The following is a 24,849-nucleotide window of genomic DNA, read 5'->3' on the forward strand; positions in this document are numbered from 1 at the left end:
TGTGGCCGGGAAGGCTAGCACGGCGATCCGGCCCTGCCACCTGCCTTTCCGTTCGTCTGCGGCGGACCGGTGAAAGCGCGAAAACATCCGTGCCGTTACACTGGGCGCCTTCTGCATTGCAGCATTTGTTCCGCAGGGATCCTCACACATGCGCTCTTTCCCCCTTCGCCCGCTCGCCGCTGGCGTACTCCTCGCGCTGGCCGGCAACGCCGCCGCACAGGAAGCCACGCTGGCACCGGTCGTGGTCACGGCCACCCGTACCGCCCAGTCTCCCTACGATATTCCGGCGGCGATCGACGTGGTGACGACGCCTCCCGATGGCTCGCTGGACGTGAATCTCTCGGAGCGCGTGCAATCCATTCCCGGCATTATCGCCCGTGACCGCCAGAACTACGCGCAGGACGCCCAGGTGTCGATTCGCGGCTTCGGCGCGCGTTCCACCTTCGGCATCCGCGGCATTCGCCTGTACACCGACGGCATTCCGGCGACCATGCCGGACGGCCAGGGCCAGGTGTCGCACTTCAACCTCGATTCCTCCGACCGGATCGAAGTCTTGCGCGGGCCGTTCTCGGCCCTCTACGGCAATGCGTCGGGCGGCGTCGTGCAGATCTTCACCGCCGACGGTACCGAGACCCCGGAGCTGCGCTTCGGTGTGGCCGGCGGCAGCAACGGCAACTTCCGCAGCTCGGTCAACGCGCGCGGCACCGAAGGCCCGGTGGACTACAACATCGACTTCAGCCATTTCCGCACCAGCGGCTATCGCGATCACAGCGCCGCGCGCCGCGAGTCCGGCAACGCGAAGATCGGCTGGAAGATCGACGACGACAGCAAGCTGACGCTGGTCGTGAACACCGTCGACGTGCCGGATGCGCAGGATCCGCTCGGTCTGACCCGGGCCCAGGTGAAAGCCGACCCGCAGCAGGTCGCCTCGGTCGCGGAGACGTACAACACGCGCAAGTCGACCGATCAGCAGCAGGCCGGTCTGATCTGGGACCAGCGCATCGACAGCGCGAACAGCCTGCGCGTCATGGGCTATTACGGCCAGCGCAGCGTCACCCAGTACCTGTCGATTCCCAAGGCGACGCAGGCGGCTCAGCCAGGCAACTCCGGCGGCGTCGTCGACCTGGATAACGAATACGGCGGCGGCGACGCGCGGTGGACCTGGAGCGACACGCTGGCCGGCCGGCCCTTCGAGGTCGCCGGTGGCATCAGCTACGACAACCAGGAACAGCATCGCCAGGGTTACAACAACTACATCGGCAATTCCCTCGGCGTACAGGGCGCGAAACGTCGCGACGAGATCGACCGCGTGTTCGACTTCGACCAGTACGCACAGGCCACGTGGCGTGTCGCCGAGGACTGGAGTCTGATGGGCGGCCTGCGCCACAGCGAGGTGCGCTTCCGCTCGACGGATCGATACATCGCCGCGGGGAACCCGGATGACAGCGGCACGACGAAGTACAGCGCGACCACGCCGGCTTTCGGTGTGATGTGGCGTGCGGCGCCGTGGGCACATGTGTACGCGAACTGGGGTCGCGGCTTCGAGACGCCGACCTTCTCCGAGCTCGGTTATCGCGCCGATGGCGGTGCGGGTCTCGCCTTCGACCTGAAGCCCTCGCGTTCGCACAACGGCGAAGTCGGCATCAAGCTTCAGCCGTCCGACCACACCGAAGCCGGCCTTGCCGTGTTCCGTGCGGACAGCGACGACGAGCTGGCCGTGGCGACCAACCTGGGGGGTCGCACGACCTACCAGAACATCGCGCGTTCGCGCCGTCAGGGGCTGGAGGCATCCTTCCGCACCGAGCTCGCCCCGAACCTCGACTTCGTCGCGTCGTACACGCGCCTGCAGGCGACCTTCCGTACGCCGTTTCTCACCTGCGTGTCGACCGGTTGCTCCACGCCGGATACGCCGGTGGCCGCGGGGACGCGCATTCCCGGTGTGCCACGCTCGAACGGTTATGCCGCGCTTAAGTACGGTGCCGAGCGTGGCTGGCAGGTCGGGCTGGATATGAATGCCATGGGCTCGACCTCGGTGAACGACCTGGGGACCGAGTCGGCCGCGGGATACGCGCTGTTCGGTCTGTCCGGCGGGTACATCGTGGATGACGGCCCGTGGCGGATCAACACGTTCGCGCGGGTGGACAACCTCGCCGACCGGCATGTGGTCGGCTCGGTGATCGTCAATGACGGCAACGGGCGCTATTACGAGCCAGCGCCGGGACGGACGTTCCTGGTGGGCGTGGACTTGCGCTGGCGGTAAGGCAGGAGCGAGTCAGCCCGAAATCGCCAGCCGCTCCGACCGGTACAACATCGCCGCGGCCCACACGGCCACGAGCGCCGCGGCAAACCCACCGGCAAGGCAGGTACCGATCTGCCACGCCGGCATGCCGTCGCCACGCAGCAACTGCACGATCCCCAGGTTCTGCCCCAGCAAAGGCACCGCATACATCCACGGTTCCGCGCGCACCGGAATCACCGACAAAAGCACGCTGGGCAGAATCGGGATCATCATCAGGATCGACAGGTACGTCTGCGCTTCGCGGTAGCTTTTGGCCATCGCCGACACCAGCGACTGCAGCGCGGCCATCAGCACGATCAGCGGCAGCATGATCAGCGCCACCTGCGCACCGAAGCGAGGCCCCAGATCGAGCGCGATGCCCAGCTTCTCCGTCGGAATGAAGAAGGGCGCGGTCATGAACGCGGCGATCGTCAGGAACAGGCTGACCAGCGAGAACGTGCTGATCGCGGCCAGCTTGCCGGCGAGGATCTTCCAGCGCGCGACGGGATTCACGAACAACGGTTCCAGCGACTGCCGCTCACGCTCGCCGGCCGTCAGGTCGATGGCGAGGTACATGCCACCGAGAAACACCGTGAGCGTGAAGAAGTAAGGCAGGAACGAAAACATCAGCGCCGAACGCGACTGTGAAGTCGCCTGGTCGCGCTCCGCGACCTGCACCGGCCACGCCGTGGTCGGTGAAAGCCCGCGCGCGATCAGACGCATCGCGCCCTCACGACGTCCGTAGCTCTCGACCACGCTGCGCACACGCATCACGGGCGTCGATGCATCGCGTCGCGAGGAGTCGTAGATCAGCTCGACCTGGACGCTCTGGCCTTTGTTCCATGCCCTGGCGTAATCCGGCCCGATACGGATGACGACATCGGCACGCTGTTCACGGACGGCGTTTTCCGGATCGCTCATGCCGGGATCGGCGTTGATGCCCGCACCTTTCAGTGCCGCCATGAGGTTGGGTGCCAGCTCGGCGCCGATCACCGGCACTTCGATGTTGCGGTCCGCTTTGGCCAGTTCCCGGTTCACCATGACGTTCATCAGCATGATGAAGATCACCGGCCCCAGCAGCGGGCCGGTGATCAGCGCACTGACCAGCGTCCGGCGATCGCGGAGGTTCTCGCGAACTTCCTTCCAGTAAACGGCGGAGAAGGCGCTCATGCGGCAAGCCCCTCGTCGGTACCGATGATTTTCACGAAGGCCTCCTCGAGGCTGGTCTCGCCCGTCTGCTCCAGCAGCGCGGCCGGTGTTTCGTCGGCGACCACGCGACCGTGCGCGATCACCACGATGCGATCGCACAGCGCGGCCACCTCCTGCATGATGTGGCTGGAAAAAAGCACGCAGCGACCCTCATCGCGCAACTGCCGCATGAAACGCCGCATGGCGCGGGTCGCCATGACATCGAGGCCGTTGGTGGGCTCGTCCAGCAGTACGTTACGCGGATCGTGAACCAGTGCCCGGGCGATGGCGGTCTTCACGCGCTGGCCCTGCGAAAAACCTTCGGTGCGACGATGGGCGATGTCGCGCATCTCCAGCGCATCGATCAGCGCTTCGCGGCGGCGTGCCAGAAGCTCCGGCGCCATGCCTTGCAGACGGCCGAAGTAATCGATGTTCTCCGAAGCGGTCAGTCTCTTGTAGAGACCCCGGGCATCCGGCAGCACACCGAGCCGGCGACGCACCGCCAGCGCGTCATCGTAGGCATTCACGCCATCGACCAGCACCTCGCCGGCGTCGGGTTTCATCAGGGTGTACAGCATGCGCAGTGTGGTCGTCTTGCCCGCCCCGTTTGGACCGAGCAGGCCCGTGATCTCGCCGTCGCGCGCGGTGAAGCTCACACCGTTGACGGCATGCACGTCGCCAAACGACTTCCGCAGGTTCTTCACCTCGATCATGGCGTCGCTCCGTTGAATCCGACAAAGACCGGCAGCGGCTGCAACCGATCGAGGCAACCGACGTCGAGCGTCTTCGCGTTGGCGTCGTCGACGAAGTGGTCGAGCACGCGTGGCATGCAACCGCGCGCGATCACGTTATGGCCCTGCCCTTTCAGCACGACGTGGCGACCGTTGGGAAGTCCCTTGAGCACCTCGTCACCGTAGCGCGGCGGCGTCACGGGATCGAACTCGCCCGACATCAGCAGCGTGGGAACGTCGCTCCTGAGCGGTTCGTGAAAGTCGGCCGGGCGATGCCCATGCGGCCACACCGAACACGCCGCACGGAATGCCTCAATCATCGTGTCACCGAGAATCGTGTCCTTGTCCTGCGGACGTGACGTCAGCAGGTCGCCGTCCTCGCTGCAGATCACGGAATACTGCATACCGCCGTCCATGGTGTCGCCGAGATCGCCGGTGAGCAGCTTGGCCTGACCGAGCAGCGGACCGACATCGCCGCGCGCGGCGGCGTCGATGGACAGCGGGAGCAATGCCGCCGTCTCCGGCGAGTAGGCGAACATACGAACCACCGTAGCCAGGGCGTGCTCGCTGAGTACGCGCTTTACCGACGCGTAGTTCTGCGGGTCGCGGAAGCTCACGGTATGCGGGTTGGCGCGCAGCGCATCGCGCAGCTGGAACAGCGTCTGATAAGGGTCGCTGAAACGGGCACGGCAGGCGTCGTCCGCTTCGCAGCGGGCGAACTGCGCTTTCAGCGCCGCGTCGAGATTCACCGCGAAGTCTTCGCCGAGCACCAGCGCGTTAGGCGCCACGCCATCGAGGACCAGGGTGCGCAGACCGTCGGGGTGCCGCATGGCGTACTGCTGGGCCACACGCGTGCCATACGACACGCCGATCAGGTCGAACTTCGGCGTCCCCAGCGCATGCCTCACGTCCTCGAGATCGGCGACGGCGTCGGTCGTCGTGTAGAAACGTACGTCCGCATCCTGCGACAGCTGGTCGAGGCAGTGCTGGGTTTCCTTGCGCACCGCGGCTGCGTCGAATCCGTGAGGTTCGTCGTCACTGGAGGGCGCACCCGGTTCGTCGTCGCGACAGCTCAGCGGGTGCGAGCCGCCGGTACCGCGCTGATCGAGCAGGAGCAGGTTGCGATGCGCGAGCAGGGGCGCCATGGCCGGCGCGATCGCCGGGTAGCTCTCGGCGGCCGACTGGCCCGGGCCACCCGCGATGAAGGCGAGCATGTCGTCGGCGGGCACCTGGGCGCTGCTGCGAACGACGGCCAGGCGCAGCGTGATCTTGCGCCCCTGAGGCCGCGAGCGGTCCTCGGGAACCTGATAAGGCGCGCACCAGGCGGCGGTCGAGAGGCCCGAATGCGGTTGCGCCAGTTCGCAGGGCGTGAGCTCGACCGAGCCCAGATGCCAGACGCGCGGCGGCGCGGGACGGGTCGCCGCCGGCGTCGACGCGCGAGCCCCGTCCTCATCCGGGGACGCCTTCACGAAGTGTCGGCCGGAGAGCACGGCGGCAAGGATCGCAACGATGATGGCGATGCGTGGCGGTCGTTTCATGCCGTCATTCCTCGGGAACGAAGATGGATTCGATGGACAGGTCGAACAGGCGGGCGATCTTGAACGCCAGTGGCAGGCTCGGGTCGTATTTGCCCGTCTCGACGGCGTTCACGGTCTGACGCGAGACGTCGAGGCGGTCGCCGAGGTCGGCCTGCGACCAGCCCAGCGCGGTACGGAGTTCTCGGACGCGGTTATTCATCGTGCGCGGTGGTAGTACAGCCTGAACGCACACTTGGCCATGCCGAAGACGAACATCATCACCGGCATGACCCAGATGGCGACGGCCTCGGCGGGCGGCGCGGCCAGCACTTTGGCGTTGAGCAACATGCCGAAGGTAAAGAAGCCGAAGCTGCCGATGCCGCCCGCGACCGCGAGGGCTTCAAGATCGATCCGGCGCTCGAACTCGTCCTGGTCGCGGATCACCCGGACCATGGCCCGGATGACGAAGGCGACGGGGAGGGTGGGCAGCAAGGTCACGACGGTGCGCGCCACGGTGCCTTCCAGCGTTTTCAGCCAGCTGACCGACAGGAGGATCAGCAGCACGTAGGCGAACATCGCCGGAAAGAACTCACGCAGATAACGCTTGTGCACGGCACGCATGGCCATTCCCCGTCTCCCTGGTCGTGTCAGGTCGAAACGTGACGTGCAACGCCATCACGAATCGTTTGTCAGCAAAAAGGATGTAAAGCACCCTTGACACGCATCGTGATCCCTCCGGAGCGCCATGTCAAGCAACCTTGACATAACGGTGAGCACATTCGGCATCGCTAAGTCGTTCCGGCACGGCGCGACATCATCCACTCCCGTGACGTCCTACCTTCCCCGATCCTTGCTTCCGACGGAGACACAGCTCAGCGACGCGCCGGCAATACGACGCATCGAACCTCACAGGAGAACATCATGTCGTTCCGCTCGATCGCCGCCACCGCCACCCTGCTCGCCGCCTCCGTCGCCGCCACCTCCGCCCAGGCCGCCACCGCGACCACGACCTTCAACGTCCGTATCACCATCACCGCCGCTTGCGACATCAGCACGACGGCACCGACGGACGTCAACTTCGGCACCGCGCCGTCGACCGCCACGAACGTCGAGAACCAGGGCGCGCTCAACGTGAACTGCACGCCCAGCGCGCCGTACACCATCGCGCTCGACAACGGGCAGAACGGTACCGATGCCAACACGCGCAAGATGAGCAGCGGCACCGCACAGGTGCCGTACCAGCTCTATCGCGCCGCGACGCGCACCGCGGCCGACGTCTGGGGAAGCACCACGGGCACAGGCGGTAACGTGTATGCGGCCACCGGCAGCGGCACCGTGCAGACCGTCCCCGTCTATGGCCGCGTGCCTAACACCAATTTCCCGGCGGGCAGCTACGCCGACGTCATCACCGCCACGATCACGTATTGACGGTGTGCCCGTGGCCGCTCCGCTGGGCGCTGGCCGTCGCGCTGGCCGCCGCGGCCCTCGCCTCGCAAGCGAGCGGCCTGCAGGTCTCACCTATCGGCCTGCGGCTGGTCGCCTCGGCGTCGGCCGAAGCCATGTGGCTGACCAATACGGGCACCGATCCGGTCCATGCCCAGGTACGCGTCTTTCGCTGGACGCAGGTGGATGGCAAGGATGTGCTCGAGCCATCGCGCGATCTCGTGGTGAGCCCGCCGATGGTGACGATCGCACCGGGCGACCGACAGCTGGTGCGCGTCATCCGTCGGGTGGCGCCGCCCACCGATGGAACGGAGACCGCGTACCGGGTGCTCGTCGACGAATTGCCGGTGGATGCGGGCGACAAGCCCGGGCTGAAGTTCGTCCTGCGCTATTCGGTGCCGGTCTTCCTCGCGCCCACGGGCGATCCCTCGATGAAGGCGACATTGCAGGCCACCTGGGAGCACACGCCGGAAGGTCCCCGACTGCGCGTGCGCAACACGGGAAACGGCCATGCGCAGATCGCCGACGTGACATGGCAGGGCGCCAGAGGCCAGCGAACGACACTCCTGCCGGGGCTGGTCGGATACGCCCTCCCCGGCGCGACGATGAGCTGGAAACTGCCGGACAACGCACGGCACGCGGATGGTGCCGTGCGCGCAAGGATCAACGGTGAGCCGGCCGAATCGACCTTGGTGGTGGACGCGGACGGCCGCTAGCATGCTGGCCCTCGACGCCGCTGCCGTGCATGCCGTGGAGCGCGAAACGGAGCCCGCACCGCCACCGGCGACGGTCACGCCGCGCGTACGCGTCGCGGGCGAAGACCTCTATCTCGAAGTGGTGCTCAACGGCACGCGAACCGAAAAGCTGGTGCACTTCACCCGTCACGGCGAAGCGCTCTGCGCACTGGCACCGGATCTTCGGGGCCTCGGCTTCGTTCTGTCGCCGGGCGAAGACGAGCGCTGCCTGCCCGACCTTCCCGGCGTGCGCTACACCTACGACGTCGCACAGCAACGCGTGAACATCGACGTGCCGACCGGTCAGCTCAATTTGCCGACGCAGATCCTCAACGCCCCGGAGCACACCGGCACCCGGGCATCGAGCGGCACGGGCATCCTGATCAACTACGACATCTACGCGGCTCACGGCGATGGCCTCAGCAATGTCAGCGGCCTGGCGGAACTGCGTGCTTTCAGCGACGGACTGGGCGTACTGAGCAACACGTCGCTGACGCGTCGCTATCAGACCCCCGCCGATGGCTGGCAAGGCGATACGGTGCGACTCGACACGCAATGGCGACTGTCGTTCCCCGACCGCGCACAGACGTTGACTGTCGGCGACACCTTCACCGGGTATCTTTCGTGGTCACGCGCCACGCGCATCGGAGGCATCGCCTATGGCACCGACTTCGCGCTGCAGCCTTACCGCGTCACCACGCCGCTGCCGCAGTTCTTCGGGCAGGCCGCCGCGCCCTCGTCCGTTGAGCTCTATATCGACGGCATCCGCCAGTACTCGGGCAAAGTCCCCGCCGGTCCTTTCCAGCTCACGGCCGTGCCCGGTGTGGACCAGGCGGGTCAGGCCCAGGTCGTTCTGACCGACGCGCTCGGTCGCAGCAGTACGGTGACCTTCCCGTTTTATGCCGCGCGCCAGCTGCTTCGTGCCGACCTCGACGACTGGTCGGTCGAACTCGGCACCGTCCGCGAGGCATACGGTATCGACTCCTTCTCGTACGGCGACGCGCCCGTGGGTAGTGCGACGTGGCGGCGAGGCATCACCGACCGGCTCACACTCGAAGCGCATACCGAGGGCGGCGATGGACGAGGTACCGCAGGCGCGGGCATGGTGTGGAACCCCGTCGGGGCCTTCGTCGTTAACGGGTCGTACGCGAGATCGCGCGACGCCGGCGCCCAGTACGGCGGGGGCTTTTCGTGGAACGGGCGCTACATCAACGCATCCGTGGACACCCTGCGCAGCAACTCGCGCTATAACGACATCGCCAGCGGCTACGGCTCGCCGCCGCCCCGCACCAGCGACCGCGCGCTGATCGGTTTCAACGTGCGCGAGTCGAGCTTCGGCGCCAACTATGTGCGCCTGCGCTATGGCGGACAGCCGGCAACACGCTATGCGGGGCTGTTCGCGCTGCGTAACTTCGGTCGCGGAATCTCGGTCAACGTCAGTTACAACCAGAACCTGGATCTGGCATCGGACCGAAGCTTCTTTCTCGGCATGACGATGTCGCTCGACGCGCGCACGACATGGAGCGCGTCCGCGCAGCGCGACCGCGAACAGACCTTCGGCATCGTCGATGCGAGCCGTCCGATCGACGGCGACGGCGGTTTCGGCTGGCATGTTCAGGGACGGACCGGCGATACCGGCGGCGGACTGGGCGAGGTCGGCTGGCTCGGCAACAGCGGACAACTCACGGTCGGTGCGAGTGACTTCGGCAGCACGTCGTATGCGTATGCGGACGCGAGCGGAGCGGTCGTGCTCATGGGTGGCCATGCCTTCGCCGCGCGACGCATCGACGACGCGTTCGCGCTGGTCACGACGGAAGGAACGCCGGACATTCCGGTACTCCTCGAAAACCGCCGCACCGGCGTCACCGACAGCAGCGGACTGCTGCTCGTGTCACGACTGAACGCATACCAGGACAACCGGCTGGCGATCGACCCGATCGACCTGCCCGCGGATGAGCGTGTACAACGGGTCGAGACCATCGTCGCACCGTCCGATCGTGCCGGCGTCGTGGTGCGTTTTCCCGTGAAGCGGGTACGTGCGGCGTCGGCGATCCTCGTCGATGCCGGCGGCCAGCCGCTGCCCGTGGGCGCTACCGTTGCGACGGGCGATGCGGCTCCCGCCATGGTCGGCTATGACGGCCTGGTGTACCTCGACAACCTGCAGGGCGGCGATACGCCGCTGAACGTGACGCTGCCCGGAGGCGCGCACTGCCAGACGACGCTGACCTACCCGGCACATGCGCGCGACCTGCCGGAACTCGGCCCGCTGATCTGCCGGACGGTAACGCCATGAAGTGGTTCGTCCTCATACTCCTGACCATCGCGGCAATGGCCGCCGCGCCACGCGTCGAGGCCACAACCACCTGCAGCATCACCAGCATTACCAATCTGGCCTTCGGCACGGTGGATCCGACCGGCACCGTCGTCAACACGCAGGCGACCGTGAACTACAGTTGCAGCTACTCGGGCGTGCTCGGTGGCCTGTACGGCAGCTACATCTCGGCATGCGTCAGCCTCGCACCGGACGACCTGGGAAATTTTGCTCCACGAACCCTGCTCAACACCGGTAATACCGACCGCATGCAGTACCAGGCGTACAAGGACGGGAGTTACAGCACGATCTGGGGGCGTGTGAACAATGCGACGTATACGCCGCAAACGTTCACCCGAAACTTCGGCTTGCTGTCCAACAACGTGACCATCACCGGCAGCCTCACGATCTACGGTCAGGTACCGGCGCTGCAGAGCGGCCTTTCGCCTGGCAACTACAGCGGCACGCTTGCCGGGTCGCTCACAGGCACGTCGATCACCTGGAGCTACAACGAAGTTCTTCTGACGCTCGGTACCTTCCCTGCGTCATGCACCAGCGGCGGAACCGTAGCGGCACAGACGGTGGCCGGTCCGGCACTGACCGCCACCGCAAACGTGGCCGCCAAGTGCACCGTCGGCACGGCGACCGAACTCAACTTCGGCAGCGTTTCCGGCCTGCTTCGTGTCAATACCGACCAGACCTCGCTGGTACGCGCGACCTGCACCCATCGGGCGGCGTACCAGATCGGTCTGGACAACGGAAAGAATGCGTCGGGAACGACGAGGCGCATGACCGATGGGACGCATTTCGTTACGTACCAGCTGTTCACCGACCCAGGACGGACGACGCGGTGGGGCAACACGCTCAACACCGATACCGCCGCGGGAACCGGTTCCGGGTCCGAGCAGACGCTCACTGTCTACGGTCGCGTACCCATACAGCCCGCACAACCGGCCGGTTCGTACAGCGACATCGTGACGGTGACCGTGACGTATTGAGATCGCGTGGCATCAGAACGCTATCGCGGCACCCAGGCGTACACCGAAGGAGGAGTCGCCCCGGCCGCCGATCCTGACTTGCCGGTTGATGTCGCCGGAAAGCGTGATGGCCCGGCGAAATGCCAACGTGGTACCCGCCGCCACGTGGAGCGCCCGGCCGCCATGTCCCGTTGCGAAGCGGACGCCCGACAAGGCCAGCGCCGCACCGGTGTCCCGTGTCGCTTCGATACGACCGTCAAGAAACGCGGACCACGCACTCACCCGCTGCCCCTGCACCGGAAAGAGACGCGTAGCTCGCGCTCCGACACGCGCCGTCATACGTTCCGGACGCCCGGGCTGCAGGATGATGCCGTCGCGGTCGGTGACCTTGCCGAAGCGAAGACGCTGCCAGAGCACTGATATTCCCGGCTCGACGACGACGTTCCGTGGCGCCGCCCAGCGGAAGCCCGCGGACAACGATGCATCGCTACTGTTCACCCGCAACCGGGCGAGCGTCTCGCCGCGTCGCGGCGTTCGCACGGCGACCCGGTAATGCGTAAAAGCGTAGGCCGCGCCGATACGCCATCCGTCATCGCCGCTGGACGTGTGGGTGATCGCCAGGCCGCGACCCTGCGCCCGGGCGTCGCTCGCGCCGTCGACGGCACGAGGGGTGACCTGCGTGCTTCCGAGACTCGCGGACACACCCGAGCGCATATGCCACGTCCCGGCATCGAACGACGCGAGATCGCCACCTACCTGCAGGCCGCGGTCGCGGCGGATGCTGTCGAAGCCAAAGCGCGTGAAACCGAGCGAATTGCGATAGCTGGCGTTCCCGCCGAAGCTGCGTGCGCGGAATGTCGGCCCGCCGTCGTTGGCGAAAGTGTCGGCTCCCGCGGCATCGATGGCGACCCGGCCGTAGCCGAATAAGGCCCCGGCAAGCACCAGATAGGAAGGCACCTGCGGCGCCAGTGCGTCGCGGGCAGGCATGGCCGGCGAGGTCGAATCCGCCGCGCGCCCGAGCACGTCACGCCAACGCCCCTGCGAATCGATCCTGGTGCTCTGCAGGCGGTAGTCCCAGAAGCCGGATCCGTTCTCCGCGACGAGTCGCTGCGATGCATCCGACTCGCCGGGGCCGTATGCGTTCAGACCGTAACGCCATGGTCCCGCCACCACGTAGTCGCCGGCGAGACGGAACGATGTGTCGCTGGCCGAACCGTTGACCTGCACGAGACTGATACCGCCAGAGCTACCCGGCGCGGTGCCGGCACCGCCACCCTCCACGGCCGCGACCTCGAGCCGTGTCGTTCCGTCGACGTTGCCGTCGATCAGTAGCCGGTCCGTACCCTGCCGCGAGAGGGCGCCGCCGGCATCCAGGCGCGTACGCAGACGGATGGCGGCGTCCCCGCCCTGGCTGTCGAGGTGGCTCACGCGTAGCGTCGAAAAGGCGCCCGTGCCCTCCGGGAAAGACACGCGGGCGGAACCTGCGAGCGTCAGCCGTCCGAGAACGCTGTCCCCTGTCAGGGACCAATGGCCATCATCGATGGTCAGAGCGCTGGCACCGCGCGCACGCCCCAGCCACCGGGATCGCGCAAGACTGACATCCAGCGATCCCGTGCCTGCCCGATGCAGATCGCCGCGCAGTTCGCTGTCCTCGGCGTTGAGCACGAGCGAAGCATCGCCGCCGACGATGTCGCCCACCGAGCGTGAGCCCCCCAGCAGATCGACCTGCAACGTGCCTGCGCCGGGAACGCGCGTGGTGATCGCACCTCCGTTGCCACGCAACTCCGCCGCGGTGAGGATCGCGCGCCCCGAGGTACCGGAAAGCGCCCAGGCGTGTTCGCCCTCGGCAACGATATGGCTGCGCGATGTGCTGAACCCCGAGGCCTCACCATCGATTACGACGGCGCCGACATTCGCATGTCGGGCAATGACCGAGCTGTCGCTCAGGCTGATCCGCGCGCCGTCGCGGACGGCGATGGCTTGCGCGCGACCCGGCGCGGATGCCGCACCCCGGTGCTCTATGTCGGCAAGCCCGACGATGGCGGCGTCCGTGCCCTGTGCGACCAGCGCCGTGCTGTCCCGTCCGTCGATACTCAGGTGCGCGCGGTTCATCAGGATCGCCGCACCTGACCGCGCGGTGATGCCGATGCTGTTCGCGCCGAGCGTGGTGAACTGCACCCCGGCGAACACGGCACGCGAGGCGCCCTGTACCTGCACGCCCACCGACCGGTCACCGCGGGTGATGAGCGATCCGGCGGACATCGACGCCTCGCTGCCGTCGAACGCTAACACGCCGTAGGCATAGCCTGCCGGATTGCCGCTCGTGCGGTTCTCGATCGAAACGTCCGTGGCGTCGAACGAGCCGCGCGACTCCACGGTGACGACACGCCCGGTCGCCAGGCCGCTTACCGAGATGCGGTCCCCGGGCTCGAGCGTGAGTGCCGTGCCTTTCTCGACGAGGATGCCGTAAGGAAACTCGGTAGCCGACGCGGACGCGGCAAAAACACCGCACAAGGCAGCCGCTACTGCGCGGCGCCGGTAACAATGGACGACCATGAAGACTTCCTCGCTCTCGTAGGGAGGAAGTCAACTTATTCAGCAGGTGGATGCCTGTATGTCGGGAGCGCGCGCGACGAAAGTAAGTGTTAGTCGTCGCCGCGTCGCCACTCGCCGCGTTTCGGTTTACCGGCGGGGCGCGGACCCGCCTTGCGCTTCAGGCGTGCTTCGAGGGTCGCCGCCTGCTCTTCGCGCTCGTCGTGCAGCTTGAGAAAATTGCGCCAGCGTTGCGGCGACAGCTCACCGGAAGCGAGCGCGGCCTGGATCGCGCAACCCGGTTCGTTGCTGTGTCCGCAGTCGGCAAAGCGGCACTGCGCGGAAAGCGCTTCGATGTCGGCGAACAGGTCGAGGTTTTCCTCGCCGGTCAGCTTCAGTTCGCGCATGCCGGGCGTATCGATCAGGCAACCGCCGCTGGGCAGGCTGAGCAGCGCACGGTGCGTCGTGGTGTGCCGGCCGCGGCTGTCGTGCGAGCGTACCGCGCCCGTGGCCATGCGTTCTTCGCCCAGCAAGGTGTTGGTGAGCGTCGACTTGCCCGCTCCCGACGAGCCGACGAGGACCGCGCTGGTGCCCGGCCCGAGATAGGACGCAAGCAAGGCCACCGTCGCGGGATCCTTCGCGTTGATCGCATGCACCGCCGCTTCGGCGGGCAGGCGCGCGGCGAGAGCGGCGACCGCTCCCTCGACGTCCACGTCGGTATCCGCCTTGCTGAGCAGGACGACCGGACGCGCCCCGGAACCCTCGACCAGGGTCAGGTATCGCTCGATGCGCGACGGGTTGAAGTCGCCGTCGAGGCCGGTGATGACGAGGACGTAGTCGATGTTGGTGGCGATGATCTGCCGCTCGTATCGCTCGCCCGCGGCGGCACGGGTCAGGACGGAACGGCGCGGCAGCACCTCCTCGATTACCGGGTGGCTGGCGTGGTCGAGGAAGACGAAGTCGCCGACCGCCGGGCGAAGCGACGGGTCCAGCCCCCTTTTCAGGAACTGACCGGCAGGCTGCGCGTTGAAGGCCGAGGAGCCGTCGTGCAGCTCGTAACCGGCGCGATGCTGGGCCACGACGCGGGCAAGGCGGCGGGAATCGTCGGGCAAGGCGGGGTCGCGCCAGCCGATATGGCGCAGGCGCGCCAGGTCCTGGGTGTCGGTCATGGGCGGGATTATGCCCGCTTATCGCCCGAAATCCGCCTCGCGACGCCGCCGCGACGCTGTTAGGATCGGGTGACGACGGCGGGAAACGGCCCGCCGTACTTACCGGAAGTCGTCAGAAGTGTCCTCGATCAAGCCCAGCGCGCACCTGGCGGAAGTGCGCTACGAAATCCGCGGCGCCCTCACCCGGCGCGCCCGCGACATGGAAGCGGCCGGCCAGCCGATCATCAAACTGAACATCGGTAACCCGGGCCGCTATGGTTTTTCCACGCCCCCGCACCTGCGCGAAGCCATCGGCGCCCATCTGACCGACAGCGAGGCCTACGGGCACGAGCAGGGTCTGGAAGAAGCGCGCGAGGCCATCGTGGCCCAGCAGAAAGCGCGTGGTTCGTTCGGCGTGGACGTGGAGCGCGTGTTCATCGGCAACGGCGTCAGCGAACTCATCGACATCTCCCTGCGCGCGCTGCTGCAGCCGGGTGACGAGGTGCTTCTGCCCAGCCCGGATTACCCGCTGTGGAGTGCCGCCACGATCCTCAACGACGGCAGTCCCCGCTACTACCGCTGCCTGGCCGAGAACGCGCACCTGCCCGATCCGGAAGAGATCGAGGCCCTGATCGGACCGCGCACGCGCGCTCTGGTCCTGATCAATCCGAACAATCCCACCGGCGCCGTGTATCCCGGGGCCTTGCTCGAGCGCATCGTCGACGTCGCCCGCCGCCATGGCCTGCTGTTGCTGTGCGACGAGATCTACGACGAAATCCTTTACGACGACACGCCCTTCCAGCCGCTGGCGGCCGTGGCCGGCGATCACCCCTGCGTCAGCTTCGGCGGTCTGTCGAAAGTGCACCGTGCCTGCGGCTACCGGGTCGGCTGGATGAGCCTGTCAGGCGACCCGAAGCGCACCGCGGAATACCGCGACGCGTTGCAGCTGCTGGCCGCTCTGCGCCTCTGTGCGAACGTCACCGCGCAGTGGGCCGTGCGTCCCGCGCTGCTCGACAAGCCGACCATCGGTGAACTCACCGCGCCGGGCGGCCGCTTGCACCGCGCGCGTCAGGTGGTGCTCGACAGCGTCGCCGCCAGCCCGTTCCTGGATGTCGTGGCACCGGGCGGAGCGATCTACGCGTTTCCGCAGATCCGCGCCGACGCCATCGCGCATTTCGACGACACGGCGTTCGCGCTGCGCCTGCTCGAACAGGAAAGCGTGCTGGTCGTACCCGGCACCAGCTTCAATCTTTCCGCCAGCCGGCACCTGCGTCTCACGCTGCTGCCCGAGCCGACGCAGTTGCAGGAGGTGTTCGTGCGGATGAACCGCGTGCTGGAGCGGATGGCCGAGGAAGCCGCCCCGGTCGCGAGCGCGGTCGCCTGAGCCGTGGCGGAAGCGAGCTTCCTCGCCCTCGGCGATTCATACACGATCGGCGAGGGCGTGCCCGAAGAAGGTCGCTGGCCGGTGCAACTGGTTGCCCGGCTGCGCGAGCATGGTGTGGCCGTGGCTGCGCCATACATCGTCGCCACTACCGGCTGGACGACTGACGAGCTGTCGTCGGCGATGGATGCCGCCGGACTGCACGGCAAGTACGGGCTGGTGACCCTGCTGATCGGGGTCAACAACCAGTACCGCGGGCGCTCGTCGGTCGAATATCGCGAGCAGTTTCTTGCTCTGCTCGAACGCGCGGGCAAGCTCGCCGGCGACTCGCGCCGCGTGGTGGTCGTGTCGATTCCCGACTGGGGCGTGACGGCGTTTGCCGAGGGGCGGGATCGCGCGGCGATAGGGCGTGAGATCGATGCGTTCAATGCCATTGCGCATGACGAAACGCATCGGGCGCACGCACGCTGGGTGGATGTGACGACCGCGTCGCGCGAGGCCGGCGCAAGGCCGGACATGCTCGTGGATGATGGCCTTCATCCTTCCGCCAGGCAGTATGGAATGTGGGTGGAGCGGATTTTCCCGCAGGCACTCGCGGCCGTTCGCGAACTACCAGGCTGATCGTCGCCAGGCCACTGCCAACCGACCACCGCAACCCGGAGGCAAACTGCGCGCCGCGAGGCATGCCCCTGATGCCCACCCGCAACACACCTGCAACACCCACGCCATGCCCCGGTTACGTCCCGCCCCGAGACTGATCTCCCGGGACAACCCCGGAAATCGCCGCCATGGCCAAGTTCACGTGTCGCGCCGCCTTCATTTCCGACGTGCACCTCGGTACGCCGGACTGCAAGGCTGCCTATCTTCTCGATTTCCTGAAGAGCCTCGACTGCGAGCGCCTCTACCTCGTCGGCGACATCGTCGACCTGGAAGCGCTGGCCAAACGCCACTGGTGGCACCCGGACCACAGCGCGGTGATCGCCGAGCTGATCGCGATGGCGGCCCGTGGCATCCAGGTGACCTACCTTCCTGGCAACCACGACTACCAGATGCGCGGCCTCGCCGGCTCGACCATCGCCGGGATCCGGGTGGAACTGGATGCGGTGCACCAGGGTGCGGATGGCCGCCGCTACCGCATCAGCCACGGCGACGAGTACGACCCCGAGCACATCGGTCGCAAGTGGATCAACTGGCTGGGCGACACCCTGCACCGCTTCATCTGCTGGGCCAACCGCCGCGTGCATGCGGTGCGCAAGCGACTGGAACTGCCGTACATGCCGCTGTCGATCATCCTCAAGTCACACGTCGGCGCCGCACTGGCCTATATTCGCGACTACGAACAACGCGTCGCCACCGATGCCCGCGAGCGCGGATTCGACGGGCATATCTGCGGGCACATCCACTTCGGCCACATCCGTCCGCTGGAAGGCGTGCTCTACATGAACGACGGCGACTGGGTCGAGCACTGCACCGCCCTGGTCGAGGACTTCAGCGGCGCGATGGAGCTGATTCACTGGACCGAGCGCCGCACGCCGCTGGGTCGCGCGAGCCGTGAGACCGTGCTGCCCTCGCCCGAAGCCGTGTTGGGGTTCGCTCCGCTCGCCGATTGCCGGGCCAATCTGGCGGAGTTGCGGGCGGAAACGTCACTAGCAGGTTGAAAGTCACGAGAACGGGCCCATGTGCGAGGGATGCCGGTAAAATGGCCCCTTTCCTATCCGCGGTGACCCCATGGCCCTCGATACACCCACTCGCGAGCGCATCGAATCCCTCCTTTCCGAGCACGAGGTCGTGCTGTTCATGAAGGGAACGCGCCAGCAGCCGATGTGCGGTTTCTCCGCCGCGGCGACCAACACGCTCAACGACATCATCCCGACCTACCACACCGTCAACGTGCTGGAAGACCCGGAAATCCGCGAGGGCATCAAGGAGTACGGCCAGTGGCCGACGATCCCGCAGCTCTACGTCAAGGGTGAGCTGGTCGGCGGTTCGGACATCATCCGTCAGATGTACACCAGCGGCGAGCTGTACACGCTGTTCGGCGCCAGCGCGCCGGACCGTACCCCGCCGGAAATCACCATTACCGACAAGGCCGCCGAAGCCATTCGTGGCGGCATGGCCAATGCCCAGGGCCAGGCCCTGCATCTGGAAATCGGCCCGGACCACAGCGCCGGCTTCCAGCTGGCGCCGGCGGGCGACCACGACATCGTCGTTGTCGCCAGCGGTATCGAAGTGCACTTCGATCCGGGTAGTGCCCAGCGGGCCAAGGGCATCGTGATCGACTGGGTCAGCACCGTCCAGGGCGAAGGCCTCAGCCTCAAGTTCCCGGGTGCGGTCGAGATCGCGTCGATCACCGTGCATCAGCTGAAAGACAAGCTCGCTGCGGGCGAGGTCATCCTCGTCGACGTGCGCCCGGCGCACGGTCGCGCCATGGCGGCCCCGCTGGCCGGCGCGCGCATTCTGGAAGACGAGGGCTACGAAGCCTTCGCCGCCCTGCCCAAGGACACGGCCATCGCCTTCATCTGCCACCACGGCATTTCCAGCCAGGCGGCGGCCGAGCGTCTGGCGGCGCACGGCTTCACCCACCTGTTCAATGTGGAAGGCGGGATGGATGCATGGGCTCGCGAGATCGACCCGACGGTTCCGCGTTACTGATCGCTTTCGACAGCGAAGAAAAAGGCGCCCCTCTCGCGAGGGGCGCCTTTTTTCTTTACGTACCTGCCGCAGCGAGCTTTTTACACTCGCTGCGAGCGGGCTTTTTCCCCGGATGCGTCGCCTCAGAAGGCGACGCGCACACCGGCAGTCACACCGTATGCCGTCCGGCCCGAACCCTGTTCGGCGGTGAGGCCGCCGTAGAGGTAGGTGTTGCGGGCAAGGCGCATCGTGCCGTTCGCGTTGAACTGCACGAAACCGCGACCCGCATCCGGTGCCTTGGTTTCGAACTGTTCGCCGGCGAGCTGGGCGCGTACCGTCGGATCGAGCAGCTTGCCCGAATCCACGCCACCGGCGACACCGACGCGCCAGGTCAGCTCGGAGGCGAGCGGATCGTTCGCGTTCGAGCCGGCGGTCACGCCCACCAGGGCACGGGTGCCGGTCACGGACAGCTTGTCCAGCGACAGCGCTGCCGGCGACGTGCCCGTCTCGTTCACCGCGTCACGTTCCACCTTCTGCCAGATCACACCGGCATACGGCTCAATGCGCAGGCCACCGGCATTCATCGGAAGGCGCGCCGTGAGGCTGGCCATCGTGTCATGACCATCCGCGCGCGTCTCGAGCGAACCATTGCCGAACGGATCCATGCGACGGCTCGACCAGTCGTCCGAACCGTAGGACACGACACCGTCGACGATGACGGCACCGGCCTTCTGCTGGGCGTAGATCAGGCCGGCGTTGCCGCGGATGGTGCCCTGGCCGCCGGTGGCGATGATGTTGCTCTCGCCATGCGACGCGCCCACACCGATGACCGTGGTGTCGTTCGTGAAGACGTCTACGCCCGCGGTGACGTGGCTGGTGCTGGCGTTGTAGCCGGAACCCTGGTTGTCGGCGACGAAGCGCTGGCCGTCCTGGGTCACGTTTGCCCAGACCTTGTTGGCCGGATTGGTCGTGTCGGTGCCCAGGTGGTCGAAGGCATCGCGGTTGAGCGCCAGACCCATGCCGCGTGCTGCGGCCGCCTGGTCGGCGTGCACTTCGCCGGCCATCGCCTTGACGGTGTCGGCGATGCGACCGGTATCGAGCGCACCGATGGCATTGACGACAGCGGTATAGGCCGCGCCGTTGCCGGCGATCTGCGCATCCACCGCGCGGTCCAGCGCACCGGCCAGCGCCAGCGTATTGCGCGTGGTACCCGTGCCGAGGAACTCGCTGTACGCCTTCGGCACGACGCGCAGGTCGATGCTGTTGCTGTTGGCGAGGTTGTAGAAGGCCAGGAAGCGCGTGTTCGCGGGCAGACCGACGCTCGGCTGGTCGAGGCTGCTGAAGCGTCCGACGATGCCGCCTTCGGCGGTGACGATACGGTAGGTATCGCCCAGCGTCGGCGTGAACGTATTGCTCGCGTCACCGGTAATGCCGCGGAGCAGCGGTGCCAGCGTGCCATTGGCGATGAACTGATGACCCGCGCCTACCACGAGCAAACGGGAGTAGTTGCCTGCGCCCGTGCCGGTTCCCTTGCCATCGATGTCAGCTTCGAAGGTGCTGCCCGCATTCATCGTCACCGTACCGTTGACGGTCAGCGTACCCGGCGAGTTACCCGGTGCCAGGCGGCCTGTCACGTTGACGGGACCGTTGATGACACCGACGCCACGCAGCGTGCCGATCGCGTCGACATTGACGAAGCTGCTGTTGAGCGTGCCGTTCGCGCGGAGGGTACCGTTCTGCACGCAGGTACCCTGGTCGAGCGACGCCTTGCCGGTGAGGCTCAGTGCACCGGCGCCGCTCTTGATGAAGCAACCCGAGGCGCCACTGGTGTTGATGTCGCCCGACAGCACCGTGGTGGTGCCGGCGGAGACATTCACGCCTGAGTTGCCGCTGACCAGGACCGTCTGACCCGTACCGAGGGTCGCATAGGTCTGCAGCGTGCCACCTTGCAGGATGATGTCGCCGGTGCCCAGCGACGAACCGCTGTCGATGCGGATGATACCGCCGTTGACCAGTGTGCCGCCCGTGAAGCTGTTGTTGCCGCTGACGATCAGCGTGCCGCCACCGAGCTTGATCAGCGTGCCGTTGCCCGAGATGCTGCCCGTCTGGCTGAGCGTGGCCCCGGTGTCCGTGGTGATCGAGCCGCCGCCGTTGTCGATGACGATATTGCGCGCGGTGGTGATGCTCGAGGTCACCGTCAGGTTGCCGCCGTTGAGCGTGACGGCATTGGCGGCATCACCCAGGTTGGCATCGCTGGCGATGCTCAGCGTGCCGCCGTTGATCACGGTCCCGCCGGTATAGGTGTTGTTGCCCGAGAGCACCAGCGTGCCTTCGTTGACGGTCGTGCCGCCGGTATGCGACGCGACGCCGGTGATCGAGAGCGTACCTTCGCCGTTCTTGACCAGTCCGCCGTTGCCGACAACTGCGCCTGCGGCGGTGAACGAGGTACCGGCGTCGCTGACGACAGTGGCATTGCCGGCGAGGTTGAGCGTGCGCTGGGTGACGATGTTACCGGTGGTGTGCAGCGAGCCGCCGTTGAAGGTCAGGCCGGATGTCGATGCGCCGAGGTTGGTGTCGGACGCGATCTGCAGCGTGCCGGCGTCGATCGTGGTCGCACCCGTGTACGTGTTGTCGCCGCTGAGAATCAGGGTGCCGTCGCCCTTCTTAGTGACGCCACCGTTACCGGAAACCGTACCCGATGTCGCGAAGCTCGCACCGGCATCCGTCGCGATGACCGCGTCGGCATTCACCGTGACGGCGCGCGCACTGCTTACGTCGCCGGTGGCGTGCAGCGTGCCGCCGCTGAAGACCAGGGCGTCCGACGTATTGCCAAGGTTCGCGTCGCTACCGACCTGCAGCGTGCCGCCGTTGAGCGTGGTGCCGCCGGTGTAGCTGTTGTTGCCCGTCAGAACCAGCGTACCGTCGTTGATCGTGGTACCGCCGGTGTGCGACGCCGTGCCATCGATCTCGAGCGTGCCGCTGCCGTTCTTCACCAGACCGCCGTTGCCGCCGACGTTGCCCGTCGTGGCAAACGTGGCGCCCTGGTCGATGGCGAATGCACCGCCGTTCACCGTGACGTTGCGGGCCGAAGCGACATCGCCCGTCGCCTGCAGCGTGCCGCCGGCGAGCGTGATGGCGCCGGTTGCGGCACCGAGCGCCGCGTCGTTACCGATCCGCACCGTGCCGCCGTTCACGGAGGTACCGCCGGTGTACGTGTTGGCGCTCCCGAGGACCAGGGTACCCGTGCCGGATGCCACCAGACCGCCCTGGCCCTGCACCGTGCCGTTGAGCGCTACCGTCTTCCCGCCGTCGACGACGAGGTCGGCATCGGAACCGGCGGTCGTATCGACCGTGCGCGCCGTCGTGGTATCGCCGGTCACGTGCAACTGGCCGCCCTGGAAGACGACATGGTTGGCGGCGTCACCGAGGTTGGCGTCGCTGGCGATCTGAAGCGTGCCGTCGTTGAGGGTGTTGGCACCCTCGTAAGTGTTGTTGCCCGACAGGACCAGCGTGCCGTCGTTGACCGTCACGCCACCGCCCTGGCTGAGCGTGCCGGACATCGCGAGCGTGCCTTCGCCATTCTTGATCAAGGCTCCGGCACCGTTGACGGTACCCGAGGTGCTGAAGGTGGTTCCTGCGTCGACATCGACGCCGCCCGCACCGCCCGTGGTGACGTCGCGCGTGCTGGTGATGTCGGCGGTCGAGTGCAGGGTGCCGCCGAACAGGCCGATGGCGCCGCCCGCTGCGCCGAGATTGGCGTCGGAAGAGATCTGCAGGACGCCACCGTTGATCGCGGTGCCGCCGGTGTAGGTATTCGTTCCGGCAAGCACGATCGTGCCCGCGCCCTGCGTGTTCAACGTACCGCTGCCGGACACGACGCCCGTCGATGTGAGCGTGGTGCCCGTGCTGGCACCGAGGCTGCTACCCGCGCTGCCGACGGTCACGTCGCGCGCCGTGGCGAAGCTTCCGGTCGCGATCAGCGCGCCGCCGTCGAGATCGACCTGGTTCGCGGACGCGCCGAGGTTGTTATCGCGAGACACGAGGACGGTCGCACCGGTGTTGATGGTCGTGTCGCCGGTATAGGTATTGGTGCCGCTCAGGGAAAGCACGCCACCGTTCGCGGTCACGCCGCCGGCCTGAGACGCGACGCCGTCGACGATCAGGGTGCCGCCGCCGTTCTTGATCAGGCCACCGGTACCGCTGACGCTTCCGGTCGAGGTCAGCTGCTGACCGCCGTCCACCGCGATGGCGCCACCGCCCACGTGGATGTCGCGTGCCGTGCTACCCGTGCCGGTCGCTTCGAGCGTACCGCCGTTGAGGGTCAGGCTACCCGCCGCGTCGCCGAGGTTGGCATCGCTGGCGAAAGCGAGCGTGCCGTCGTTGACCGTGGTACCACCGCTGTAGGTGTTGCTGCCGGTCAGTACCTGCGTGCTGCTGCCATTCTTGATCAGGCCGCCGGTACCGGAAAGCACGCCGCCGTACGTGGTGGACGCGCCGTTGCCGCTGAGGGTCAGGGTCGTGCCTTCGAGGTCGATACCGCCGCCGCCAGCAAGGCCTGCGACCGTCTGCGTGGCGTTGTTCATCGTGACGGCGGAGCCGGTGTCGACGTTCAGTATGCCGGTGCCGAGTTTCCCGCTGCTGGCGACGATCAGGTCGCCCCCGGCGACATGGGTGCCGCCGGTATAGGTATTCGTGCCGGACAGCGTGAGCGTGCCGGTGCCCGTCTTGGTCAGCGAACCGGTGCCCGAGATGCTGTTCGAGACATCGGTATCGTAGGTCTGCAGGTCGAACGTGCCGCCGTTGGCGCCAAGCGTGACGTTGCGCCCGCTGTTGAGGTCGAAGTCCGCACCCCACTGCAGGCTGCCGCCATTGAACTTGAGATCGTTGCTCGTATCGCCCAGGGCCGCATCGGACAGCACGTTGATCGCGCCACCGTTGAGGTCGATCTCGCCGACGGACGTGTTGTCGCCGCGCAGATTGAGCGTACCTTCACCCTGCTTGATGAGCGCGCCGCGGCCATCCATCTCGCCGGTGAGCGTGAGGTTGTGGCCGTTGGTGTCGAACGTGCCGTTATTGTTCGTGATGCTGACGATCTGGCTCATGGTGCCGTCGGCGGTGTTCTTCACCGTGCCGCCGTCCATGATCAACGGATCGATCGCATAGGTCTGGTCGACGACCTGGCCGGCCACCACGTGCGGTGCCGTGCTGAGGTCGGCATTGATGATCGTGATCGTGCTCGACAGGATCACGTTGTCGATCGGTGCCCAGACCTGCGTCGGGTTGGCGATGGGGATATAGGTGAAGGTGTAGGTACCGTGCACCAGGTTATTGAAGGTCACGCCCTGCCAGTTCGCGATCACCCGATTTGGCGTGCCGATGAGCTTGGTGCCGTCCGAGAAGAAGTTCGTGTCGCCGTCGACCAGGCCGGCCGGCTTGGTGCCGGTCAGGATGTTGAACGAGACGGTCTGGTCGAAGCCGGCCGTGGAGGTGAGGTGGAGCGAACCTTCCGTGTACGTCGCTTCGTCGGACTGATGGTACGTGCCGTAATAGAACGACAGCGAGTTGTTGCCCGAATTCGCGTAGCCGATGGACGTCGTGTGCGCGAAAGCGCCAGTCGTCCCGGCCAGGGCGAGCAGCACACCAGCCGCCAGACGGCCCGTGGTGATGGCGATCGCGGAGCCGCCGCCGGTGGAGCGTGCGCCCTTGGCGCGCGAACGGCAAAGTTCAGAGGCGACCACGAACTGATTAAGTGCGCGATTCCATACGATGCGAAAAACTCTGTTCAAAACGGCGATCTCCTGAATTTTGGGTGCGACAGGCCGTCACGGTTCCGTGGAACTGCGCTAGGTAAAGACGGCTGGATGCCAATGCGGCGGCTTCCCCTGTACGGGCAAAGGTCAGAGCAAAGTCTGTGCCAACGCCGACGAGATGCAATTTCGGCAAGACGTGAAGAAAATGTGGCGACACATAACAGAAAT

Annotated in this window: 17 protein-coding genes; 9 read left to right on the forward strand and 8 right to left on the reverse strand. The window is 66.6% G+C overall.

Features of this window, described 5'->3' with window-relative positions; genetic code table 11:
- The first annotated feature begins 148 nt into the window (after positions 1–148).
- Positions 149–2,260 carry a TonB-dependent receptor family protein gene (locus BLT40_RS15950; protein WP_090354831.1) on the forward strand — a complete coding sequence of 704 codons (2,112 nt, stop codon included), beginning with the start codon at positions 149–151 and terminating at the stop codon, positions 2,258–2,260.
- Between the two features lie 12 nt (positions 2,261–2,272).
- Here the strand turns inward: BLT40_RS15950 and BLT40_RS15955 are convergent, their stop codons facing one another.
- The 5 genes from BLT40_RS15955 to BLT40_RS15975 are packed head-to-tail and all read right to left on the reverse strand — an operon-like array spanning position 2,273 to position 6,341.
- On the reverse strand, positions 2,273–3,448 hold the full coding sequence (locus BLT40_RS15955; RefSeq protein WP_036116420.1) for an ABC transporter permease: 1,176 nt from the start codon (positions 3,446–3,448) through the stop codon (positions 2,273–2,275).
- A complete protein-coding gene (locus BLT40_RS15960) occupies positions 3,445–4,179 on the reverse strand; it encodes an ABC transporter ATP-binding protein (protein WP_079520676.1) in 735 nt (244 codons plus the stop codon). Before BLT40_RS15960 ends, BLT40_RS15955 begins: the two co-directional genes overlap by 4 nt.
- Positions 4,176–5,735 carry an alpha/beta hydrolase gene (locus BLT40_RS15965; RefSeq protein WP_090354833.1) on the reverse strand — a complete coding sequence of 520 codons (1,560 nt, stop codon included), beginning with the start codon at positions 5,733–5,735 and terminating at the stop codon, positions 4,176–4,178. The genes BLT40_RS15960 and BLT40_RS15965 overlap by 4 nt, the downstream gene beginning before the upstream one ends.
- A gap of 4 nt (positions 5,736–5,739) precedes the next feature.
- The gene (locus tag BLT40_RS15970; protein ID WP_036116425.1) at positions 5,740–5,934 is read right to left on the reverse strand and encodes a helix-turn-helix transcriptional regulator; all 195 of its coding nucleotides are present in this window, start codon (positions 5,932–5,934) and stop codon (positions 5,740–5,742) included.
- Positions 5,931–6,341, reverse strand: coding sequence for a hypothetical protein (locus BLT40_RS15975; protein WP_255364039.1), 411 nt, complete (start codon positions 6,339–6,341; stop codon positions 5,931–5,933). The genes BLT40_RS15970 and BLT40_RS15975 overlap by 4 nt, the downstream gene beginning before the upstream one ends.
- 294 nt (positions 6,342–6,635) lie before the next feature.
- On the opposite strand from BLT40_RS15975, the gene BLT40_RS15980 reads away from it, so the two are divergent.
- The 4 genes from BLT40_RS15980 to BLT40_RS15995 are packed head-to-tail and all read left to right on the forward strand — an operon-like array spanning position 6,636 to position 11,200.
- On the forward strand, positions 6,636–7,142 hold the full coding sequence (locus BLT40_RS15980) for a Csu type fimbrial protein (RefSeq protein WP_090354835.1): 507 nt from the start codon (positions 6,636–6,638) through the stop codon (positions 7,140–7,142).
- A 2-nt stretch (positions 7,143–7,144) separates the two neighbouring features.
- On the forward strand, positions 7,145–7,873 hold the full coding sequence (locus BLT40_RS15985) for a fimbrial biogenesis chaperone (RefSeq protein ID WP_255364044.1): 729 nt from the start codon (positions 7,145–7,147) through the stop codon (positions 7,871–7,873).
- Position 7,874: 1 nt separating this feature from the next.
- Positions 7,875–10,184 carry a fimbria/pilus outer membrane usher protein gene (locus BLT40_RS15990; protein WP_176809196.1) on the forward strand — a complete coding sequence of 770 codons (2,310 nt, stop codon included), beginning with the start codon at positions 7,875–7,877 and terminating at the stop codon, positions 10,182–10,184.
- Entirely contained in the window at positions 10,181–11,200 is a 1,020-nt protein-coding gene (locus BLT40_RS15995) for a Csu type fimbrial protein (RefSeq protein WP_079520681.1), read from the forward strand. Before BLT40_RS15990 ends, BLT40_RS15995 begins: the two co-directional genes overlap by 4 nt.
- A gap of 12 nt (positions 11,201–11,212) precedes the next feature.
- On the opposite strand, the gene BLT40_RS16000 is transcribed toward BLT40_RS15995, so the two are convergent.
- Positions 11,213–13,735, reverse strand: a complete 2,523-nt coding sequence (locus BLT40_RS16000) for an autotransporter outer membrane beta-barrel domain-containing protein (protein WP_079520682.1) — start codon at positions 13,733–13,735, stop codon at positions 11,213–11,215.
- A gap of 89 nt (positions 13,736–13,824) precedes the next feature.
- A complete protein-coding gene (rsgA, locus tag BLT40_RS16005; protein ID WP_090354841.1) occupies positions 13,825–14,880 on the reverse strand; it encodes a ribosome small subunit-dependent GTPase A in 1,056 nt (351 codons plus the stop codon).
- Positions 14,881–14,998: 118 nt separating this feature from the next.
- Here rsgA and BLT40_RS16010 point away from each other — a divergent pair, with 118 nt between their 5' ends.
- The 4 genes from BLT40_RS16010 to grxD all read left to right on the forward strand — a co-directional run bounded on the left by BLT40_RS16010 (position 14,999) and on the right by grxD (position 18,892).
- The gene (locus BLT40_RS16010; protein WP_036116445.1) at positions 14,999–16,243 is read left to right on the forward strand and encodes an aminotransferase class I/II-fold pyridoxal phosphate-dependent enzyme; all 1,245 of its coding nucleotides are present in this window, start codon (positions 14,999–15,001) and stop codon (positions 16,241–16,243) included.
- A 3-nt stretch (positions 16,244–16,246) separates the two neighbouring features.
- Positions 16,247–16,861, forward strand: a complete 615-nt coding sequence (locus BLT40_RS16015; RefSeq protein ID WP_090354843.1) for an SGNH/GDSL hydrolase family protein — start codon at positions 16,247–16,249, stop codon at positions 16,859–16,861.
- Between the two features lie 167 nt (positions 16,862–17,028).
- Positions 17,029–17,898, forward strand: coding sequence for a UDP-2,3-diacylglucosamine diphosphatase (locus BLT40_RS16020; RefSeq protein ID WP_090354845.1), 870 nt, complete (start codon positions 17,029–17,031; stop codon positions 17,896–17,898).
- Positions 17,899–17,968: 70 nt separating this feature from the next.
- On the forward strand, positions 17,969–18,892 hold the full coding sequence (gene grxD, locus BLT40_RS16025; protein ID WP_090354847.1) for a Grx4 family monothiol glutaredoxin: 924 nt from the start codon (positions 17,969–17,971) through the stop codon (positions 18,890–18,892).
- Positions 18,893–19,014: 122 nt separating this feature from the next.
- Here grxD and BLT40_RS16030 read toward each other — a convergent pair whose 3' ends face one another.
- On the reverse strand, positions 19,015–24,657 hold the full coding sequence (locus BLT40_RS16030) for an autotransporter-associated beta strand repeat-containing protein (RefSeq protein ID WP_090354849.1): 5,643 nt from the start codon (positions 24,655–24,657) through the stop codon (positions 19,015–19,017).
- Positions 24,658–24,849 lie beyond the last annotated feature (192 nt).

The sequence above is a fragment of the Dyella sp. 333MFSha genome, from assembly GCF_900102405.1.
GTDB lineage: Bacteria > Pseudomonadota > Gammaproteobacteria > Xanthomonadales > Rhodanobacteraceae > Luteibacter > Luteibacter mycovicinus.

Coding starts and splice junctions, on each gene's coding strand:
- BLT40_RS16000 (WP_079520682.1), bottom strand. CDS start 13,735: ATGGTCGTCCATTGTTACCGGCGCCGCGCAGTAGCGGCTGCCTTGTGC.
- BLT40_RS15970 (WP_036116425.1), bottom strand. CDS start 5,934: ATGAATAACCGCGTCCGAGAACTCCGTACCGCGCTGGGCTGGTCGCAG.
- BLT40_RS15955 (WP_036116420.1), bottom strand. CDS start 3,448: ATGAGCGCCTTCTCCGCCGTTTACTGGAAGGAAGTTCGCGAGAACCTC.
- grxD (WP_090354847.1), top strand. CDS start 17,969: ATGGCCCTCGATACACCCACTCGCGAGCGCATCGAATCCCTCCTTTCC.
- rsgA (WP_090354841.1), bottom strand. CDS start 14,880: ATGACCGACACCCAGGACCTGGCGCGCCTGCGCCATATCGGCTGGCGC.
- BLT40_RS15975 (WP_255364039.1), bottom strand. CDS start 6,341: ATGGCCATGCGTGCCGTGCACAAGCGTTATCTGCGTGAGTTCTTTCCG.
- BLT40_RS15990 (WP_176809196.1), top strand. CDS start 7,875: ATGCTGGCCCTCGACGCCGCTGCCGTGCATGCCGTGGAGCGCGAAACG.
- BLT40_RS16020 (WP_090354845.1), top strand. CDS start 17,029: ATGGCCAAGTTCACGTGTCGCGCCGCCTTCATTTCCGACGTGCACCTC.
- BLT40_RS15960 (WP_079520676.1), bottom strand. CDS start 4,179: ATGATCGAGGTGAAGAACCTGCGGAAGTCGTTTGGCGACGTGCATGCC.
- BLT40_RS15950 (WP_090354831.1), top strand. CDS start 149: ATGCGCTCTTTCCCCCTTCGCCCGCTCGCCGCTGGCGTACTCCTCGCG.
- BLT40_RS15980 (WP_090354835.1), top strand. CDS start 6,636: ATGTCGTTCCGCTCGATCGCCGCCACCGCCACCCTGCTCGCCGCCTCC.
- BLT40_RS15965 (WP_090354833.1), bottom strand. CDS start 5,735: ATGAAACGACCGCCACGCATCGCCATCATCGTTGCGATCCTTGCCGCC.
- BLT40_RS15995 (WP_079520681.1), top strand. CDS start 10,181: ATGAAGTGGTTCGTCCTCATACTCCTGACCATCGCGGCAATGGCCGCC.